The following is a 20,788-nucleotide window of genomic DNA, read 5'->3' on the forward strand; positions in this document are numbered from 1 at the left end:
CAGCCGATGTATAACAAACCCGCCCAAAGGAAAAAAAAGCTGGTTTTACCGCTGTTGTCACCTTGCGACGTGTGGGCAATTAATAATATGCCGTACACAAAGCCAGGTATAAATGCCAAAAGAAACAACACTACGTGTGCAGCCTCTATGAGGGTGCATAGGCTAGAAACAAAGAAAATACTTAGGCCACAAATTAATGAATTCTTGATTAAGGGGTGCACTTTATGTATTGTTTGTTATGGCTTGCCGGGTGTATGTTTCTCATGAAGCCTGCTCATAGTTGTCTTTAAAGAAACGCAATATATAGTTCCTCTTGCTTAAATTATCAAAAGATTCGTAATGATGCTCTTCCTCAAGCCTGTCGAATATGGCGAGGACTTTGTTTAGAATAGCCGCCGTCTCGTCGTCGGCTTTAAAGGGTTCGGCAAATACGTAAAGCATCTGGCTTAGGGCGTTCAGCTTTTCGGCACTGTAAGCCCTGGTCTTAAGCATCGAAACAAAGTCTGCTTCGGATGCTTGTAACAATTCATCCAACTCGGCATTATATTCATCCTGCAATACCGTGTTGAAGTATTGCCTGTACTCCTCGTCGTTGCTTTCGGCCTTTAGGCCGAATAGTTTCGCCAAAAGTAAGGCCATTTTACGCGTTTCGTTAAGTATAAAATCGTATTGGGCCATAGTCTGAAGATTAGAGGTTAGTCGATTAGAATTTAGCCACAACTCAAAATGGCGCAACTCCGGTATAAAGCGTGTTCTCTTTTTTAGAATTTAGAGCTTAGCATTTAGGATTTCTTCGCTTACCAGCTCCCGCTGCTGCCGCCACCGCCACTGCTGCCACCACCAAAGCCGCCCCAGCTTCCGCCGCTGCTGCTGCCACCGCCACCGAAGCCGCCACCGCCACCGAAGCCGCCACCGAAGCCGCCACCTCCGCCGGAGAAACCGCCCCAATCGCTGCCGCTGCTGCGGCCGCCAAGCATATTGCCCGCCAGCAACCACCATAATGGATTAGCGCCGCCACGACTGCCAATAATGCGCCCACCACCACCGCCGCCACCCTTGCGGAAGATAAAGATGATGATGACGATTACGATGATGATAACGAACCCCCAGGAACCCCCGCCATCACTGTTGCCTTTTTTGGTCTTGGTGCTTTTGAACCCGGAGGGCGCTTTATACTCGCCCTTGGTAAATTTGATAATATCGTTTGTAGCTGCATCCAAACCGGCAAAATACTCGCCTTCTTTAAAGCTGGGCTTCAAATCGTTCTGGATGATTTCCTGCGTTACGATGTCGGGCAGAGCGCCCTCCAAGCCGTAGCCCGTTTGTACCGACATTCTGCGGTCCTCAATAGCTACCAGCACCAAAATGCCGTTGTTTTTCTCTTTGGTGCCGATGCCCCATTTGCGGATGAGCCCGTTGCCGTATTCTATAGTCTCATAACCACCCAGCGATTTAACAATAACTATGGCTATCTGGTTGGTGGTAGAATCTTCGAACGCCCGTATCTTGGCATCCAACATTTGTTTTTCCTGGGGCGATAGCGTGTTCGTAAAGTCGGCTACAGGGCTATCGGTTGGCCGCTCGGGGTAGTTTTGCGCGAAAGCGCCTGTTATGCACAGTGCAAGGGCCAGGCACAATAATATTCTTTTAAACATTAGGGTAAGTTTAGTTGCCATCCATAAAGGCGATATCGTCGGGCAGTTCGTTCTTATCATCCAGCGTATGCGGGAAGTATTTTTTCAGCTGCTCGCCCGCTTTGGCAATACCGGTAATTATACCCTCCAGCAGGTTGCCGTATTTAAAATGGCTCAGCATATCTTCTTTGGTGCTATCCCAAAAATCGGAGGGAACGACCTGATTTATACCGGCATCGCCAATAATGGCAAACTTACGGTCGACAGTGGCCACATAAATAAGCACACCATTGCGTAGCTTGGTTTTATCCATGCCTAACTGGCTAAAGTATTTTGCGGCGCGGTCAAGCGTGTTATCGCTGCAGGTTTTCTCCACGCAAACGCGTATCTCGCCCGATGTATTCTTTTCGGCGGCGGCCACAGCCTTTTGTATCTGCTGCTGCTCTTCTTCGGTAAATACTGCCATTTTGTTTTTTGTGATTACACAGATTAATTTGATTCACACCGATTTTTAGGATTGCATTGCAGGTGCAGGGCATCTGTGTAAATCATAAAAATCGGTGTAATCAGAAATAATATTAGAGCTCAACCTTAGGTGCTTTAGCCGATGCCGGATCGGCCTGGAAATAGCCCTTCTCTTTAAAGCCGAACATCTTGGCAGTAAGGTTTGCCGGGAACGAGCGGATTTTGCTGTTGTAGGCCTGCACGGCTTCGTTGAAATCTTTGCGGGCTATGCTAATGCGGTTCTCGGTTCCTTCCAACTGCGTCTGCAAGCCACGGAATGCGTCGTTTGCCCTTAAAGTGGGGTAGTTTTCGGTGACGCTTAAAAGCCGGCCCAATGCAGTGCTTAACTGGCCCTGAGCCGCCTGGTATTGTTGTATGCTTTCGGGCGTGAGCTTGCTGGCATCAACCTGTATAGATGTTGCTTTGGCGCGGGCCTGCACAACATCTGTCAAGGTGCTTTTTTCGAAGTTGGCTTCGCCTTTTACGGTAGCAACCAGGTTAGGGATAAGGTCGGCACGGCGCTGGTATTGTGTTTCTACCTGGCCCCATTTGCCTTTTATATTTTCGTCGGCAGTAACCATGCTATTGTAGCTGCACGAGCTTAACGACATTGCGCCAACCATTATGGCAAGCGCTACGAATAATTTTTTCATGCTGATGTTGTTTTTAGTTTACGGTGATGTGAATTTACGAATTAGATTACAAAAGCCGTACCGATGTTACAAAACGTAACAATTACGCCATATTGGCAATATACGCTAAAGGTAAGCTGTAATTAAGTAGGGTTAACCAAGATATGATTTTATATTTGCTTCCGGTTAATTTGTTTACTGATAGCACACCACCGCACACTAATGAAGAAATTATTAGCAGCCATATTCCTATTTGGCACGGCATCTGCCAATGCCCAAACTTCCCCTCACGAAAAACTGGTACAATACGTAAAGCCCATCATCGGTACACAGCGGATGGGGCATACCTATCCGGGAGCTACCGTTCCTTTTGGGATGGTGCAGCTTAGCCCCGAAACCGACACCGCCAGCTACGAACTAAACGGCAAATACAACCCCGATGTATATAAATATTGCGCGGGCTATCAGTACGATGATAAAACCATAGTGGGTTTCAGTCATACCCACTTCAGCGGTACCGGCCACTCGGATCTGGGCGATTTCCTCATTATGCCAACCGTGGGCACATTAAAGCTTAACCCCGGAACGGCCGATAAACCCGGCAGCGGCTACCGATCTGCATTTTCGCATGCCAACGAGGTAAGCGAAGCCAACTACTACAAAGTAAAGCTCGACGAAAGTAACATCATAGCCGAGATGACCACCAGCGCCCGCGTAGGTTTCCATCAGTACACTTTCCCCAAAACCGACCAGGCGCATATCGTCCTTGATTTGATGGCCGGCATCTACAACTACCCCGATAAAACCGTATGGACGTATGTAAAAATATTGAACGATAGCACCCTGGTGGGTTACCGCCAAACCAATGGCTGGGCACGTACGCGCACACTATATTTTGCGATGTCATTCAACAAAAAATTCGACCATTATGGCTTTAAAAAGTACGAAAAACGGCAGGTTTATGGCGGCTTTTGGGGCAAATTCAACCAAACAAAAGACTTCCCCGAGATAGCCGGCAAACAGATACGCGCCTGGTTCGATTTCAAGACACAGGAGAACGAGAAGATAAAGATAAAATTCGCGCTATCGCCCGTGAGTATGGATGGTGCATTGGCCAATATGCAAGCCGAGGTACCGGGCTGGGATTTCGAGAAGGTGAAAGCCGATGGCCAGGCCCTTTGGGAAACCGCTTTGGAGAAAATTACTGTTGGCGGCAGCGTAGACCGTAAACAGGATTTTTATACCGCCATGTACCATACCATGATAAACCCCACCGTTTATATGGATGTAGATGGCCAGTATAACGGCATCGACCAAAATATTCACAAGGCCGATGGCTTTACCAACTACACCACCTTTTCGTTATGGGATACCTACAGGGCGCTGCACCCGCTGTTCAATATCATAGAGCCACAGCGCAATGCCGATATGGTAAAATCTATGCTGGCCCATTACGACCAAAGCCCCGAGCACATGCTGCCCGTTTGGAGCAATAGCGGCAACGAGAACTGGTGCATGAGCGGCTACCACAGTGTATCTGTTTTGGCGGATGCCGTGGTAAAAGGCAACGCGCCCTTCGATGCCAATAAAGCTTTGGATGCTGCTGTAACCACTGCGCGCCACCGCAGCTACGAGGGTATTGGCGAGTACATAGATAAAGGCTTTATCCCCGATGAAAAAACGGGCGTGTCGGTATCCAACACGCTGGAATATGCTTATGACGATTGGGCCATTGCCCAGATGGCCAAAAAGCTGAACAGGATGGATATCTATAACGAATTCATCAAACGTAGCGAGAACTATAAAAACGTTTACGACCCATCGGTAGGCTTTATGCGCCCTAAACTGGCCAATGGAACTTTCCGCGCTAAGTTTGATCCGTTAAGCACTATCAACGAAGGTTTCATCGAAGGCAACTCCTGGAACTACACTTTATTTGCCCCGCAGGACCCTGAAGGACTGATAAAGCTGATGGGGGGCGATAAACGCTTTGTGCGCTACCTCGATTCGCTGTTCACCATGGAACTGCCGGATAAATACTTTGCCGAAACCGAGGATATTACCCGCGACGGCATCATTGGCAATTACGTACACGGCAACGAACCATCGCACCACGTAGCGTACCTGTACAACTGGACCGATAAACCCTGGAAAACCCAGGAACGCATCCGTATGATACTGAACCGCATGTACAAACCAACGCCGGATGGCCTTGGCGGTAACGATGATACCGGCCAGATGAGCGCCTGGTACATCTTCAGCACGCTGGGTTTTTACCCGGTTGCGCCGGCCTCTAACGATTATGCCATCGGCAGCCCGGCCATCAACAACGCGGTAATACAAGTTGGCGGCGGCAAAACCTTCACCATCACCGTGAAAAACCAAAGCGAGAAGAATGTGTACATCCAAAAGATGCTACTGAACGGCCAACCCCTCAGCGGCTTAACCATTACCCACCAGCAAATTATGGCTGGCGGCGAACTGGTGTTTTTTATGAGCAACAAGCACAAATAAAAGCAGCGAAATCATAGAAGTAATCAGCGCGGGGAAATGCTTTATCAGCATTTGCTGCGCTGATTTTTTTTGCACGGCTTAGTAGCGGGCATGCGCATTGCTTTCTCCAAAAATAATATTCGCTTAACACCTGGCACTTTTTTTAATAATAGCTTCGCGCAAAACTATATTTGTGTACGATGCAGACATTTATTAAAACAAGCAAGGTGTTATTGGTGCTGCTATGCGCGGCGACATTGGCCTCGGCGCAGCCAAAGGTAAAAAAAGCGCTTTTCATTATAGCGGATGGTATCCCGGCCGATGCGATTGAGAAGCTATCAACCCCCAACCTTAATGCCATTGCCCGCGAGGGTGGCTATTTTCGTGCGCATGTGGGTGGCGATAAAGATACCTACAGCCAAACGCCCACTATATCTGCAGTGGGCTACAACAGCTTGCTAACCGGTACCTGGGTAAACAAGCACAACGTTTGGGATAACGATATCAAGGATCCTAATTATAATTACCCTACCATCTTCAGGCTGTTCAAAAATCAATACCCAAAAAAGAAGATAGCCGTTTATTCGAGCTGGTTGGATAACCGTACCAAATTGGTTGGCGATAACCTGGCCGCTACCAATTACCTGCATGTAGATTACCATGCCGACGGCTTTGAACTGGATACGATTAACTTTAAGCACGACAATGCGAGTGCCTACATGCACCGTATAGACGAAAGGGTTATTGCCGATGCCGCCACAGGCATCCGCAAGAACGCGCCCGACCTAAGTTGGGTGTACCTGGAGTTTACCGACGATATGGGCCACGGCCATGGCGATAGCCCCCAATACTACGAAGCCATACAGATGATGGATGCGCAGGTAGGCAAAATTTGGGAGGCGATACAATACCGCCAAAAGAACTTTAATGAGGAGTGGGAGATATTCATCACTACCGACCACGGGCGCGACGAGAAGACCGGCCACAACCACGGCGGGCAATCGACCAGGCAGCGCTCTACCTGGATGTTTACTAACGCAAAAGGATTCAACGCCTATAAGAAATATTACTACGCCGGTATCGTAGACATTATGCCCTCGATAGCAAGGTTTATGGATATCAGTATCCCGGTAAATTATAAAAGAGAGATTGATGGCACGCCACTCACTGGCCCGGTTTCGATAGCGGACGCAAAAGTAAACCTGGTACAAGGTAATATTGATGTAAGCTGGAAAGCATTAGGCAAAGGCGAAAATGTAAAAATTTGGGTTACGCCTACCAATAATGTTAAAACAGGCGGTGCCGATGATTATAAATTGTTGGGCGAATTCAATGCCGATACCGAACACGCACTCGTTTCGGTAAAAGATATGCCATCGGCGTTTTATAAAGTAGTTTTAGAAGGCAAATACAACACGGTAAACAAATGGATCGCACCGGATCCTAAGAAGTAATTAAAACAGGCGCTGCGCAGGTATATGCACAGCGCCTGTTTCATTTTAGGTGTATTGCTTCAACAGGTCCACAAAATTGTCTGTAGTGTGCGGCTCGCCTATGGCGCGGAATTTCCATGAACCATCGTGGCGGTAAACTTCTGCAAATAGCATGGAACGCATACTGTTATAAGCACTGTTGCCCGATAAGCTAAACCGCGCAATTTCGCGTCCGCGTTTGTCAACAGCGCGGATAAAAGCGTTTTCTACCATACCAAAATGCTGTTTATGCGCCTGGCCCATGTAAATGGCCACCACAAACACTATCTTTTGGTATTGCTGCCCCAAATCGTTCAGTTTTACAATAATTTGCTCATCGTCACCTTCGCCGGCACCGGTGCGGTTATCGCCTGTAAGCCAAATGTGGCCGGACGGGTGCTGCATAGAATTGAAGAAGATAATATCGCCGCCGTAATAACTAATGCTTCTGCCGTTGGTGGTGGGTGTTTTCCTGCCGGTATTTACCACTTTGCCATTCGCATCCAGCAAAAATGCTATCGCATCCAGGTCGTACTCTTCTTCTTCTTCCTGGCCGAACAGGCCGGCAAAAAAGCCGGTTTCCTTTTTCCTAACGTCCCAGCCGAGCCCAATGGTTACTTCAGAAAGGTCGTACTCCGTACCGCCATCGTTTTTGCGGAGGTCGATGGTTTGCCCTTTCACTAAACTTATTGCCATAACTCGTCCTCCTGTTTATTTGATGATTTCGCCCTTGAAATGCTTGGCGAGAAAAAATCCCAGGTCTTCGCGATAACCGATTCCCGAAGCTTCAAATTTCCAGTTCACATCTTTTTTGTAAAGACGGCCGAATTCGATGCCCGTCTCTATGGAAAAATCCTCGTCGAGCTCGTATTTCGCTATTTCCATTTTGGTGGTTTCGTCTACAATGCGGATGTAGGCATCGCGTACCTGGCCAAAATTCTGGCGCCGGTGCGTGGCTTCGTGAATGGTTACCACAAACAGTATTTCGGTAACGCGGGGGTCAACCTGGTTAAGGTTTACGGCGATGACCTCGTCATCACCTCCATCGCTGTTGCCACCGGTGGGGTCGTCGCCCGAGTGCTTTAGTGCGCCGTCGGGCGAGGTGGTGTTGCCATAAAAAACAAAAAAATCCTCGGCCGGGATGAGGCGGCCTGCACCCACCATAATTGCGGATGCATCAAGGTCGAAAGCTAAGCCGGTACCCTCGTTGGGGTTCCAGCCTAAGCCAACACTTATTTGCGAAAGGCCAATATTGATCCTTTCACCTTTTCTTAGCGTAATAGCCATATCAGTATGTATAAAAATATTGTTTAGATGTTTGTATGCCAGGATGTTTCCATTTTAATAGAATTGGCAACGGCCGATTGAGGTCATCGTCGATTTTGGTGTCAAATTAAATGACAATTTTTAGATTTAACAACCGGGGGAATGTTACAGTAAGGGGCGGGGATTTTATTTAAATGTATGTAGGTAATACAGTTCTGTTTACTTTATCGCAAGGGCCTTTATTTTTGGCAAAACACCAACGAGTGGATTTATTGATAAAATGGCTGTGTTTAAGCGAAGAAGCCGTTTTTTGCAAAGACAATACAAGCAAATTTAGCAATGGTGACAGGATTTTGTCACCATTGCTAAATTTGCAAATGCTTGATTAAAAGTAATTTAAGAGTGTTCACGGCGTTCACGCGGCGCATCGTGAACACGTACATACCATCTTAACCGTGCTTCGCGGCTATAATCTGCTCGCACAGGCCGAAGGAGAGTGTCATGCCGTTGCCGCCGAGGCCGTTTATGATGGTTACGCCGGGCTCTGCATCTAATACCAGTTCGGTTTGGCCGGTGGTCATTTTGGGGAGTATGCCGTGCCAGGTTTGTACAACCCGGGTGTCTTTAAAGTTGGTGAAAGTTTTGAGGTATTTCAATATCATCTCGTTGATGAAATCCTTATCGAATGGGTCGTGCACCAGGCCGTACTCGTGCGAATCTCCAACGGTAAGTTCGCCCAGGTGGTTCTGTGCTGCCATTACGTGTATGCCCCATTTAAGGTATTCGGCATATTCCTGCTCATAGCGGCTGCGCAGGGCAGGCAATGCCGGTGCCGCGTGGAAGCCGGGGTAATGCACCATGCTTAAGCTGCCGCAGATTGCCGGGCCAATACGCCAATCTTCGGGCTGGGCTACCAGGCGTATCATCTGTAGTTTGCACTTGGTGATTTTGAAAGAACTAAAAAGCTCGGGGTATAGCGTTTCGAAGTCGGCGCCACTGCAAACATATATCTCATCGGCCTGCCAGCTGCGGGTACCGCTTACCACTACGCTTTGCTCTACATGGCTTATAGCGGTATTCCAATGGAACTTTACGTCGTACTTATCGGCAAGGTGCTGCGCAATATTGCCTATCGCTACGCGGGCCTCTACTATCATTTCGGCACTGCTCCATAAAGCACCCTTTAGTCCGTTGGGGTTTACCGCTTCTGATTTAGCCAAAGTTTGCTGCGGACTAAGCAAGGCGCAGTCGCGGTATCCCTGGTTCATATCGGCATATTGCTCCATTACTGCCAGTTCGTCGTCGTGATAGGCTACGTGGAGCGAGCCTACCTCATCGTGCCATATGCCGGCTTCCAGGCAGGTTTGTTTCCATATGCTGCGCGATAGCATGGCGCGTTCGAATAAAGGGCCGTTCGGCTGTCCTATTGGCCATACCATACCAAAGTTGCGGATAGATGCGCCTACAGCGCGTTCGTTGCGTTCAAAAACGGTTACCTCGTAACCGCGTGTGGCAAGGGCACGTGCGGTGGCCAGGCCAACAATGCCGGCACCGATTACGATTGCTGATGGGATACTCATAAAGTTGCAATATTTGAGGCTGCATCGGCCGCAGCTTTCTTGCGGGCTGAGCGGTAAAAATATAGGAGTGACAGCAAGCCGCAAACGCCGCCTACAATAGATACAACGATGGCTCCCTCCTTAAAAAACTGAGCCCAGCTGATGGTTGGCCTGCCCAGTTCTTTAACAAGCAGTACGCTCACACTGCCCAGGTACCCGATAGAATCGGCTACGTAAATTAAAAAGCCCACATTGCTTTTATAGTGGAAGGTAGCTATCATCCGCTCAAAAAATATGGCGTTGTAAGGCACATAAACCAGGTATAGGCCAAGGCCTACCAACTTCATCCAATCTACAGCGCCTATCAGTTTTAACGAAAATAAAACAGTTGAGCCTCCCGCCAATACGCAGCCTACAATGATCATGAGGTGGATGAGGCTGAATGCCCGCAGGTTCTTTTTTACGAGGATAAGCAAGCTCATAGCCGCCAATACGATCGCGGAGATTTGCGTGTCAATCCGGGCATAAATGGTGCGGTCTGTTATGCCCAGGCTGTTCCATATCTCCACGTTAAAGTTGTCGCGTATATCGCGCATAACGGTTATCAGCACATAAATAAAAAGCGTAAGGATGATGCCTGGTAAGAAACGGGCGATAAACTGTTTACGTTCCAGCTTGGTCATAGGCAGGCGCTCGGTACGCAGGGCGATATCCTCAGGCGTTTGCGGGGGCATCAGCTCCAGCATCATTACAAACAAAATAAGCGGTAGCACAAACAGTGCCCCGGTTGCAAAAGGCATGTAATATTCGTTTACATTATAAACGTGCATCAGCGTTTGCCCTACCGTTTTTACGAAACCCGAACCAAAAATAAAGCTGATAGAAAGCACTGCGGCCATAAACTCGGTAGAACGGCGGCCTTCCAAGTAGCCGAAAACCAAGCCCCATATCAGGCCCAGCGGGAAACCGTTAATAAAAAGGAAAATAATGTTATAGGGCGCAGGCGTAACTGCAAAAGCTAGCAGGGCCAACCAGGAAATCCCAACCAGCCCCAATATGGTTACGCCGCGTTTAGCACCTTTTATTTCGGCAATAAAGCGGATGCCGTAAAATTTGCTGAGCATGTAGCCAAAGATCTGTGCAATTACCAACCATACCTTATAATCTATATGCCAATACTGCTCGCCTAAAAATGTGCCGGCAGTAAACGCTTTGCGGAACGAATACATAGAAGTATAGGCCCCGAACGCCGAAATGGCTGCCAATAAAGATATGAGCCAATACGGCCAGTTAGCTACTTTTGCTTTTAGTTGAGTAACAATGGGTATGGCCATTTTTTGGGATGCTATATTTTAGAGCAGACAAGATCATCAAAAACATTGAGATTTTTAGAATCGCCCCTATTGTTTAGCAAAACTAAACTATGTTTATTAATAATAAACCAAATTTAAGTTAAGAAATCTTAAACGGCCTATGCCTTTGCCTCGAAGAAATAGATAACCAGCATGCTTGCCTTGGTGGTTCCCGTATTTTTTGGCGTATGCGGTATGCGGCCGTCAAACAGCATCGAATCGCCCTCGGCAAGCGTGTACGATTTCTCGCCGAACTGGTATTCTATGGTGCCCGAGAGGATGTATTTATACTCGTAAGCCTCGGTTTCTACCTGCGGGCGGTGCGCATCGGGTTGCAGTTCCAGTATCACGATATCTACCGTAGAGCTTTTTATCGATTGGGTGAAGATGCGCTGGTAATGGAACCCTTCGGCATGCTCTTTTTCGAAGTGCTCGTAATCGGCCTTACGTCGGATAATGAGCGGGGAGTTGGCATCGGGTGAGTGGATGTCTTTGAAAAAAACATTCATATCAATCTCCAGGGCCTTAATGATATCTATCAGCACCACCAACGAGGGGATGGTGCGGCTATTCTCTATCTGCGAAATAAGGCCCTTGCTCACGTTGGCCCTTATGGCCAGTTCCTGTACGGTAATGTTTTTCTCGCGCCGCTTGTCTTTTATGCGGTTACTGATCTGTATCAGTACGTCATCTTCCATGCTGAATGCTGCAAATATTTATTGGACGCTGGCAAAGTAGATAATATAATTAAAGGAGGCAAGGTATTTAGCTTATTTTAACAACGTCGACAAAACATGTTCAAATTAACTTTATGGCTAATTTAACCGCAAAGAGCGCTAAGAAAGCGCAAAGAGGCACAAAGCCTGTCCTTGTTTATTTTTTATTATATCGTTTAATTATTTAAAATAGCTGTTTGGTATTGCAAAGCTTTGTGTTCTTTGCGCTCATAAACATGCAAATCTTGGCGTGCTTTGCGGTAAAATTAACCACACGTAAAGTTCGTAAAGCCAATTTTTAAATAGCATTAACAAATATCATGAAGACTTAATTTTGCCATAATATTAAAGCCGTTACTTTGGCCATAAACATGCCCCTATGCCCATTGAAATACGCACCCCGGAAGAAATCGTAGACGAAGTTTTTGCGCTGTATGAACTGCACGGCAACGAAGATTACATCGGCGAGCCGGTTTCGCAGTTGGAGCACATGTCGCAGGCGGCTGCCCTGGCCGAAGGGGAGGGGTACGATGCAGAGGTTATACTAGCTGCTTTTTTTCATGACATAGGCCACCTATGCGCCAGCGTTGAAAGCATGGGCGGCATGGGGAATGTAGATCACGAAAAACTGGGCGCTGATTACCTCATCGAACGCGGCTTTTCTGCGCGCCTGGCCAACCTGGTGAACGGGCACGTGATAGCCAAACGTTACCTTACTTATAAATACCCCGAATATTACGAAAAGCTTTCGCCGGCCAGCAGGGTTACGCTTGGTTTCCAGGGTGGCGTAATGAGTGCCGCCGAAGCTGAAGCATTTGAACAGCACCCCGATGCAGAACTCATTGTGCGCATGCGCTACTGGGACGACGAAGCCAAACTGGAGCACATCCCGGTAGATAACGTTGCCCATCTGAAACAATTGGCGCTTACCCACCTAAGCCGCAGGTAACACGCCACTCTCGCCGACATGTTAAGTTTTTATCATGCCGCTATAATATAATTGTTACCATCTCCCCTTGTACTTAATCCTGAGTACACAAAGTGATAAAGTTTAGTTAATGTAAACTTAGTTTATAAATAATAAACAAAGTTTACTATTGCCCTCACAAAAACGAAACTTTTTACCACTCAAAAACAATCTATTAATGAAAAAGATTTACAGACATTTAAAGGCCGTTTTAGCGGTTGTAATGTTTTGTTTGCTGCCCGGCATGTTGCTGGCGCAATCGAAAATTACAGGTAAAGTTACCGATGAAACACAGCAGCCCTTACCAGGAGTTACCGTGTCTATAAAAGGCACCCAGCAGGGTACGGTAACAGATGTAAACGGTCATTACAGCATCAATGCCTCAAAGGGCCAGGTGCTGGTTTTTAAATTTATAGGCTACGCAGCGCAGGAAATTGCCGTTGGCGAGGATGCCATATATAACTTAAACTTTAAAGCCGAAAGCAAAGTGCTTAATGAGGTTGTAGTAACCGCGTTAGGCGTAAAGAAAGAGACCAAGAAATTGGGTTATTCGGTACAGGAAGTACGTGGTGCCGACCTGGTAAAGGCACGCGAGCCAAACGCTATCAATAGCCTTACCGGTAAAGTAGCAGGCTTAAACGTTGGTATAAACCAGGAGCTGCTTGCTGCACCAACGGTATTGCTGCGTGGTTCGCCGCTTGATTTTTATGTGGTAGATGGTATCCCCATCAACTCCGATACCAAGAACATATCTGCAGATGATATAGATACTTATACTATACTGAAAGGCCCGACTGCTGCTGCATTATACGGTAGCCGTGGTATAAACGGAGCTATTTTAATAACCACCAAACGCGCAAAAAGTGCTACCAAGGGTTTTACTATCGAGCTTAACTCGAGCACCCAGTTCAACAGGGGCTTTATTGCTATCCCTAAAGTACAGAACAACTACGGTGGCGGCGATAACGACAAATACGCATTTGGCGATGGTGCCGGCGGTGGCGTTAACGATGGTGATTACGACGTTTGGGGCCCAAGGCTTAACGCTGGTTTAATGTTGCCGCAATACGATGGCGAGTACGACCCAACCAAAACTTACGTAACCACTTTTGCCGATGGCTCTACCTTTACAGGCCACATTAAGCCAACCCCATGGGTTGCTCGTGGCGTTAACAACCTGGAAGGCTTTTTGCAGACGGGCTTGCTTACCAGCAACAACTTAAGCATCTCTTCATCGTCGGATAAATCGACCGTTAGGATGTCGGTTACGCATGGTTACCAGCGCGGTATTACGCCAAACACCGGCTTAAATACCGTTAACTTCAACTTAATGGCCAGCTACAACCTTACCAAACAAATTAAGGTTGAAGGTAACCTGAACTATAACCGCCAGTACACAGATAACGTACCGGATGTAAGCTACGGCCCGAACAGTATCATCTACAACGTTGACTTATGGACCGGTGCCGACTGGAATATAGACGATGCCCGTGATTACTGGCAGCCGGGTAAAGAAGGCATCCAATCAAAATTCGTGGAGTACAAACGTTACCATAACCCTTGGTTCCAAAGCTACGAGTGGACACGTGGCCATTACAAAAACGATATATATGGCTGGGGCTCGATTACCTACAGCCCGGTTAAAGATTTCGACATTTTGCTGAGGAGCAACATCACTACCTACAATATGTTGCGCACAGAGAAGGAGCCTTTCTCGGCACACCCTTACGGTGATGAGCACGGCCATGGTAACTACCGCGAAGACCGCCGCGACATCTTCGAAAACAACACCGATTTAATTGCTAAATACAACTTAAACGATATCGCTAAAACAGGCATTTCGGTTAACTTGCTGGCCGGTGGTACCTTGCGTAACCTTAAATACACATCAACCTTCGTATCAACAGATCAATTGCTGATACATGATGTGTACACCTTCCAAAATACCATCAACCCGCTTAGGGCTTACAACTTCGGCTCAAGCCTTATCACTACAAGTGCTTATGCATCTGCCGACGTATCGTATAAAAATTACTTCACTATATCAGCAACAGGCCGCAGCGAGAAATCATCGGCACTGCAAAACCAGTCGTACTTCTATCCGTCGGTTAGTATTGCAACTCCTATTTCTGATTACGTGAAACTGCCGGAAGTGATTTCTTTCCTGAAATTACGCGCCAGCTATGCTAACGTAAAAAGCGGTGGTACATCTACTTACATTGGCCCTGCCGGTTACCCTGTGGGCTATGGCGATGCTTACCAAACTACTTATGGCGGCCCTAACTACCAAACCGCACAGCCGGCTTACTCGTTGGGTACCTCTTACGGTAACGTTACCGCAGCTTATGCGCCAACTACGGCAATTAGCCCTAACATTAAACCTTACAGCCGTACCAACTACGAAGGCGGTTTGGAGATGCGTTTCCTACACGATCGCTTAGGTTTTGCAGGTACTTACTATCAGTATAAAGACGGCCCGCAGTTGTTTTATCAGCAATTGTCTGAAACCAACGGTAGCGCGCAAACTTTGGTTACCAATGGTTTATCAACCAAACGTACCGGTTACGAGTTCTCTATTAACGGCAGCCCTATAGTAGGTGAAAACTTCAAATGGGATGTGTTGATGAACTTAGGTACTTACAAGGAAGTTTATGATTCTTTTGCCGATGGCCAAAGCGGTATCGTATCTGGCGACCAGGTTTTCGTAAAAGGCGATCGCGTTGACAAACTTTATGGTAAATACGAAGCCATGACCCCGGATGGCAAAGTGATACACGATGCATCGGGCTTGCCAAGGTACTTGCCAAAATCGCAATACTTAGGCAACGCCGACCCTGACTTTAGCTGGGGCATCAACAACAAATTCCGTTACAGGCAATTTACGCTATCGTTCCAGTTTGATGGTATGGTAGGTGGTAAAATACAGGATAGGGTTTACCGCAAGCTTGTTGAAGGCGGTCGTGGCCAGGTTACGGATGAAGGCGTTATTGGCGCGGCCCGTTTATACGAGTCGCAACACTGGGGCGACCCAGGCTTTAAAGGTGCAGTTTACAGCGATGGTACCCCAATATTGGGCCACGATGGCGTAACCCTTGCACCGGGCAGCCCGGCCATACAGTTCGACCCATTGACTGGTGTTATTTCTAACTACAGCCAGTTGCAATTCGTAGCGAACACCACCCCTGTAAAATACGTGCAGGATTACGTGAACAACTTCTACAACGATCCACAGCATACGGTTATCAGCAAAACTTACGCTAAGCTGCGCGAGGTTGTAATTGGTTACTCGTTGCCAAGCAACCTGGTAAAGAAATTATCATTATCACGCGTTGAGTTCTCTATCGTAGGCCGTAACCTGTTGTACTTCTTCAAACCAGGGTATAAAGACATTGATGTTGACCAGTATCCGGGCCGTAACCAGCTTGGCCAAACCGCACTGGAGTACAACCTGCAAACCCCAACTACCCGTAGCTTCGGTTTCAACTTAAACGTGGTTTACTAAGCGATAAAGTATCACCAAACACAAAAGAAACATTACATGAAAGCATTAAAAATAACTATAGCCTCTTTAGCAATAATTGTTGCGGCATCGGGCTGTAAAAAAGAATTCGACCAGGATGTGCAAAATAAAAACCTGCCTGTAGCAGGTTTGTCGCCAGCCTTGTTGCTCCCTAATATCGAGACCGCAATTTTCGAGTCGGCTTATAACCAGGTAGAGCGCCAAAACCAGTACACCGCCTGTAACTATACCTATTACGACAACAACAAGTATTGGACAGGCAGCACCGGCTTAGATTACAGTAACCTGAACAACGTTGTTGCGATGGAAACAGAATCTAACAAGCTAAACGCCACGCTATCTAAACCATACCTCGCGCTGGCTAAATTCTTCAGGGCTTATTTCTTTGTGAGGATGAGCATGAAAGTTGGCGATGTGCCAATGACTGATGCTTTGAAAGGCTTAGACGGCCTTACGCCCAAGTATGATTCGCAGAAGCAGGTTTTCATCAATGCGCTGGCTTTATTGGAAGATGCCAATAAAGACCTTGGCGAAATGAACGCCGTAAACAAGCTTACCACCGGTACTTATGTAGTGGATAGCAAATACGATTTCTACTTTAGGGGCGACCTTACCAAATGGCAAAAAGTGGTTAACGCTTACCGCCTGCGTGTTTTGATAAACCTGAGCAAGAAAGCAAGTGATGCGGATCTGAATGTAAAAGCGCAATTTGCATCTATCATCAACAACCCAACCAAATACCCTTTGCTGAGCGGTATGGATGATAACCTGCAATATGTTTATGATGGCGTATTCAGCATCTACCCAAACAGCCCGCGTAACTTCGGTAACGATGCTACCCGTTACAACATGGCTGCTACTTACCTGAATACGCTTGCTTCGCTGAATGATTTGCGCGCTATGAAAGTGGCCGAGCCGGCACGTGGCCTTGGCTTTGGCGATACCGATTTCCGTTCGTTCGTGGGCGGCGCTTCGGGCCAGGATCAAAGTAATATGGCTAACCTGGTACAGGCGGGTAAAATATCATTGATAGGCCGTCACCGTTATTACGAAACCCTAACCGGCGAGAACACCTTTATTGTTGGCTACCCCGAAATGTGCTTCAACATTGCCGAAGCTATTAACCAGGGCTGGGTTACCGGCGATGCCGAAGCGTGGTACAAAAATGGTATCTATACCGATTTTGGCTTCTACGGTGTAAACGATGGCGCTAACACGGTTACTTTCCAAAAAAGCGGTGGTTTGTTGGGCGATGATGTATCGTACCCTATCACCTTCAGCTACGCAACCTATTACAACCAGGCTGCTGTTAAATATGCAGGCAACACTGCCGATGGCCTTAAGCAAATCTTAACGCAGAAATACCTGGCATTTGCCCGTAATTCTGGTCAGGAAGCTTATTACCAATGGCGCCGTACCGGCATCCCGGCGTTCGATATCGGCCCGGGCAATACCGATGGTGGCGTTATCCCGGTGCGTTACCAGTATCCGGCTAATGAGCGTACGGCCAATGCAACCAACTACAATGCAGCAGTGCAAAGCCAGTTTGGCGGCAAGGACGATATTTACCAGGCCTTGTGGATACTTAAATAATTTACCCCTAACCCATATACAATACAGCAAGGCAGTTAGCAATAACTGCTTTGCCTGTTTAAAAAAAATTATCATGAAAAAGCTATTATTCGTATTGCTGGCGGCTTTGGCCGTATCGCCGGCCATGGCGCAGCAAAAAACAAAGAACCTCATCATTGTAACGCTCGATGGCATGCGTTGGCAGGAGGTTTACCGAGGTGCCGATTCGGCGCTCATCAACTCCAAATTCACCAATGATAAGGAGGATGTAAAGAAAAGATACTGGGCAGCAACCCCGGAGGAGCGCAGGGCTATCCTGTTCCCGTTTTTATGGGGTACCATAGCAAAGCAGGGCCAGCTTTACGGCGACCGCGATGCCGGCGGTAAGGACGAGATTGCCAACCCCTACAAATTTTCGTACCCGGGCTATAATGAAATCTTTACCGGTTTCCCCGATGTGCGCATGAACACCAACGACCCTATAGTGAACCCTAACATGAACGTGCTGGAATACATCAACAGGCAAAAGGGTTTCGAGGGCAAGGTAATCGCTTTCTCTTCATGGGAGCGTTTCCCGCAGATACTGAACGTGAACCGTTCGGGCTTGCCGGTGTATTCGGGCTATTCGGGCCTGAAAAATGCCGATGCCAACGCGCGCTTGAAATATCTGAACGAGCTGCAGGAGAACGTACCGCATTATGTAAACGATAGCACCCGGTCTGACTTTGTTACCTATGAGTACAGCAGAGAATACCTTAAACAGTACAAGCCGCGCGTATTATTCATGGCGTTCGACGAAACAGACGATATGGCCCACAACGGCAACTACAAATCGTACCTTGAATTTGCAAAGCAGGAAGACGGCTTCATCAAAAGCCTTTGGGAAATGGTGCAGGCCGATCCCTTCTATAAAAACAACACCACCCTCATCATCACCTGCGACCATGGCCGCGGTTATGAGCAGCTGGATAGCTGGCGCCACCATGGCTCGGATGTAGCAGGTGCCGAGCAAACCTGGTTCGCTGTTATTGGCCCAGACACCGCACCACTGGGCGAAGTAAAAACCGGCACTACTTACCACAAGCAATTGGCCCAAACAATGGCCCAATTACTCGGCCTCGATTTTAAAGCCAACGCCGGCCATGAGGTAGGTGATGCTATAAAAACCGTGATAAAGTAAAAACCATCAAATCCTTAAGAAATTTAAAGAAAACCGGCGATTTTTCTCCGGTTTTCTTCGTTTTTATGCATGGCTTACACAGCAGATGTTTTAACGATAAATTAATACTATTTTAGTTTATTTGTTGAGCCCTTAGCTTAGCGTAATACCGTGCCCATGTTGCTTAAATCAGTCCGTACCCTGGCCTTCGTCATCAGCGTTATGCTTTGCGGTATGGTTTATGCGCAGGATAAGGAAATAGCTGCCGCGGCGCAGATAAGCCAGCAGCACCCCGATTCGGTACTCATTATCCTCAGGAAGATATCCGCCCGTGCAGTAGAGCGTAAGGATGGCCTTACCGAAGGCATATGCATGCAGCAAATGGGGCAAATTTGCTATAACCAGGGCCACTATGCGCAGGCTTTGGAATATTACCTACACGCTGATAAGATCTTCAGCAGCGACAACCACCCCAACCTGCAAGCCGCCAACCTTGGCCAGATGGGCGTTTTCTATTACTACAATAAGCAACTGGGCAGGTCGCGCGCTATGTACAATAAGGCGCTGGCCATATACAGGCGAAACAATAACCTGGTAGGCCAGGCCGGTATTTTGGGCAACATAGGGCACCTGTACGAAAAACAGCACCGTTACGATAGCGCCTTTTATTATCAGAACCTCGCCCTTAAGAACTATACCCGCGCCAATTACAAAAAAGGTGCAGCCAAGATATACGAAAACCTGGGCAGCATTTACGAGGATTTGGCGAAGTACGATTCGGCCTACGCCAGCTTCAATAAATCGCTGCAACTGTACAAGGAAGAGAATAACGAGGTTGCCTCTATAGAGGTGGTGAACAATTTGGGCGATATACTGCGCAAAACCGGCCATTATGCCGAAAGTATTATCCAAACACGGAAAGCTATGGCCCTTGCCCAAAAAACAGGCAATACTTATCAGTTGGCCTCTTCCACCAAAGACCTGGGCAAAGCCTATCAATTGATGAACCGAATGGATAGCGCCTTTTATTATGCTGAGTTGAGCCGTAAGTATTCGCTGGAAATCTACTCGAGGGAGGGCGTAAACCAAACCGCCTTTTTGCAGGTGCTGTTTGATATGGATAAGAAGAGCAACGAGATAACCAGACTCAACAATATTCGCAAAGTAAATTATATCATTACCGCTGCCGGAGTTATTGTGGTGGTTTTGCTGGTGGCTTTGGGCGTAGTAGTGTTCAGCAGGCAGCGGCTAAAGATAAAAGACCAGCATGCCCTTGCCCGGCAAAAAGAAGCCGAGCACCAGGTGATGCAGCTGCAGCTCGAAAACCAACGGCTGGAAGAAGAAAGCCTCAAACAGCAGCTGGAACTGAAAGGCCGCGAACTATCGGGCCATACGCTCAACCTTATCCGCAACAACCAGTTGCTGGAGCAGATGCGCAGCACCCTGCAGGCCATGGTAAAAGAAGATAAGCGCGACCAGAAAAAGCAGATGCAGCAAATCATCCTGCAGATAAACGATAGCTTTAACCACGAGCAGCACTGGAAAGAATTTACCACTGCCTTTGAACAGGTGCATCAGCAATTTTTTGAGAACATCAAACAATACAGCAACGAACTTACCTCTGGCGATATGCGGCTAATAGCCCTCTTACGTATCAACCTTAGCTCCGAGGATATAGCCACGCTGCTGGGGATTTCTACCGATAGTCTGCGTGTATCGCGTTACAGGCTTCGTAAAAAGCTCAACATAGGCCAGGGCGACAACCTCACCGCCTTTATCCAATCTTTATAATTCTTCACACGATATCACCCTTTCCCATCTATATTAACTCTATATGCCACGCTTAACATTTGGTTAATGTAACGGTAATATAATGATAATGGAGGTTTCTATTTATATTAAGTAATTGATTATCAGTTATTTACATACTATTGTTGCTTTT

At 47.4% G+C, this 20,788-nt stretch carries 16 protein-coding genes; 7 read left to right on the forward strand and 9 right to left on the reverse strand.

Annotated elements, in window-relative coordinates; translation table 11 throughout:
• Positions 1 to 261 precede the first annotated feature (261 nt).
• From AC1DXC_RS05560 to AC1DXC_RS05575, 4 genes are all read right to left on the reverse strand, one after another.
• Positions 262 to 678, reverse strand: a complete 417-nt coding sequence (locus tag AC1DXC_RS05560) for a hypothetical protein (protein ID WP_477458148.1) — start codon at positions 676 to 678, stop codon at positions 262 to 264.
• Between the two features lie 119 nt (positions 679 to 797).
• The gene (locus AC1DXC_RS05565; protein ID WP_477458149.1) at positions 798 to 1,655 is read right to left on the reverse strand and encodes a TPM domain-containing protein; all 858 of its coding nucleotides are present in this window, start codon (positions 1,653 to 1,655) and stop codon (positions 798 to 800) included.
• A 10-nt stretch (positions 1,656 to 1,665) separates the two neighbouring features.
• Entirely contained in the window at positions 1,666 to 2,100 is a 435-nt protein-coding gene (locus tag AC1DXC_RS05570) for a TPM domain-containing protein (protein ID WP_477458150.1), read from the reverse strand.
• Between the two features lie 112 nt (positions 2,101 to 2,212).
• Positions 2,213 to 2,791: a LemA family protein gene (locus AC1DXC_RS05575; RefSeq protein WP_477458151.1), complete on the reverse strand. Its 579-nt coding sequence runs from the start codon at positions 2,789 to 2,791 to the stop codon at positions 2,213 to 2,215.
• 201 nt (positions 2,792 to 2,992) lie between these two features.
• Between AC1DXC_RS05575 and AC1DXC_RS05580 the strand changes: the two genes are divergently transcribed.
• The gene (locus AC1DXC_RS05580) at positions 2,993 to 5,284 is read left to right on the forward strand and encodes a GH92 family glycosyl hydrolase (RefSeq protein ID WP_477458152.1); all 2,292 of its coding nucleotides are present in this window, start codon (positions 2,993 to 2,995) and stop codon (positions 5,282 to 5,284) included.
• A 179-nt stretch (positions 5,285 to 5,463) separates the two neighbouring features.
• On the forward strand, positions 5,464 to 6,717 hold the full coding sequence (locus AC1DXC_RS05585; RefSeq protein WP_477458153.1) for an alkaline phosphatase family protein: 1,254 nt from the start codon (positions 5,464 to 5,466) through the stop codon (positions 6,715 to 6,717).
• Between the two features lie 45 nt (positions 6,718 to 6,762).
• Here the strand turns inward: AC1DXC_RS05585 and AC1DXC_RS05590 are convergent, their stop codons facing one another.
• The 5 genes from AC1DXC_RS05590 to AC1DXC_RS05610 all read right to left on the reverse strand — a co-directional run bounded on the left by AC1DXC_RS05590 (position 6,763) and on the right by AC1DXC_RS05610 (position 11,610).
• Positions 6,763 to 7,431: a TerD family protein gene (locus tag AC1DXC_RS05590; RefSeq protein ID WP_477458154.1), complete on the reverse strand. Its 669-nt coding sequence runs from the start codon at positions 7,429 to 7,431 to the stop codon at positions 6,763 to 6,765.
• A 15-nt stretch (positions 7,432 to 7,446) separates the two neighbouring features.
• Complete coding sequence (locus tag AC1DXC_RS05595) at positions 7,447 to 8,022, reverse strand: TerD family protein (RefSeq protein WP_477458155.1); 576 nt, start codon at positions 8,020 to 8,022, stop codon at positions 7,447 to 7,449.
• Between the two features lie 428 nt (positions 8,023 to 8,450).
• On the reverse strand, positions 8,451 to 9,581 hold the full coding sequence (locus AC1DXC_RS05600) for a TIGR03364 family FAD-dependent oxidoreductase (protein WP_477458156.1): 1,131 nt from the start codon (positions 9,579 to 9,581) through the stop codon (positions 8,451 to 8,453).
• Positions 9,578 to 10,894 (reverse strand): DUF5690 family protein, encoded by a 1,317-nt coding sequence (locus AC1DXC_RS05605; RefSeq protein WP_477458157.1) that lies wholly within the window; start codon positions 10,892 to 10,894, stop codon positions 9,578 to 9,580. The genes AC1DXC_RS05600 and AC1DXC_RS05605 overlap by 4 nt, the downstream gene beginning before the upstream one ends.
• Positions 10,895 to 11,031: 137 nt before the next feature.
• Complete coding sequence (locus AC1DXC_RS05610) at positions 11,032 to 11,610, reverse strand: helix-turn-helix domain-containing protein (protein WP_477458158.1); 579 nt, start codon at positions 11,608 to 11,610, stop codon at positions 11,032 to 11,034.
• A gap of 397 nt (positions 11,611 to 12,007) precedes the next feature.
• Between AC1DXC_RS05610 and AC1DXC_RS05615 the strand changes: the two genes are divergently transcribed.
• The 5 genes from AC1DXC_RS05615 to AC1DXC_RS05635 all read left to right on the forward strand — a co-directional run bounded on the left by AC1DXC_RS05615 (position 12,008) and on the right by AC1DXC_RS05635 (position 20,637).
• Positions 12,008 to 12,577, forward strand: a complete 570-nt coding sequence (locus tag AC1DXC_RS05615) for an HD domain-containing protein (RefSeq protein WP_477458159.1) — start codon at positions 12,008 to 12,010, stop codon at positions 12,575 to 12,577.
• A 196-nt stretch (positions 12,578 to 12,773) separates the two neighbouring features.
• Entirely contained in the window at positions 12,774 to 16,097 is a 3,324-nt protein-coding gene (locus AC1DXC_RS05620; protein ID WP_477458160.1) for a SusC/RagA family TonB-linked outer membrane protein, read from the forward strand.
• A gap of 36 nt (positions 16,098 to 16,133) precedes the next feature.
• A complete protein-coding gene (locus AC1DXC_RS05625) occupies positions 16,134 to 17,708 on the forward strand; it encodes a SusD/RagB family nutrient-binding outer membrane lipoprotein (RefSeq protein WP_477458161.1) in 1,575 nt (524 codons plus the stop codon).
• Between the two features lie 73 nt (positions 17,709 to 17,781).
• Positions 17,782 to 18,867 carry an alkaline phosphatase family protein gene (locus AC1DXC_RS05630; protein ID WP_477458162.1) on the forward strand — a complete coding sequence of 362 codons (1,086 nt, stop codon included), beginning with the start codon at positions 17,782 to 17,784 and terminating at the stop codon, positions 18,865 to 18,867.
• 156 nt (positions 18,868 to 19,023) lie between these two features.
• Positions 19,024 to 20,637 carry a tetratricopeptide repeat protein gene (locus AC1DXC_RS05635; protein WP_477458163.1) on the forward strand — a complete coding sequence of 538 codons (1,614 nt, stop codon included), beginning with the start codon at positions 19,024 to 19,026 and terminating at the stop codon, positions 20,635 to 20,637.
• The last annotated feature ends 151 nt before the right edge of the window (positions 20,638 to 20,788 follow it).

Source organism: Mucilaginibacter sp. P2_D11 (genome assembly GCF_056404435.1).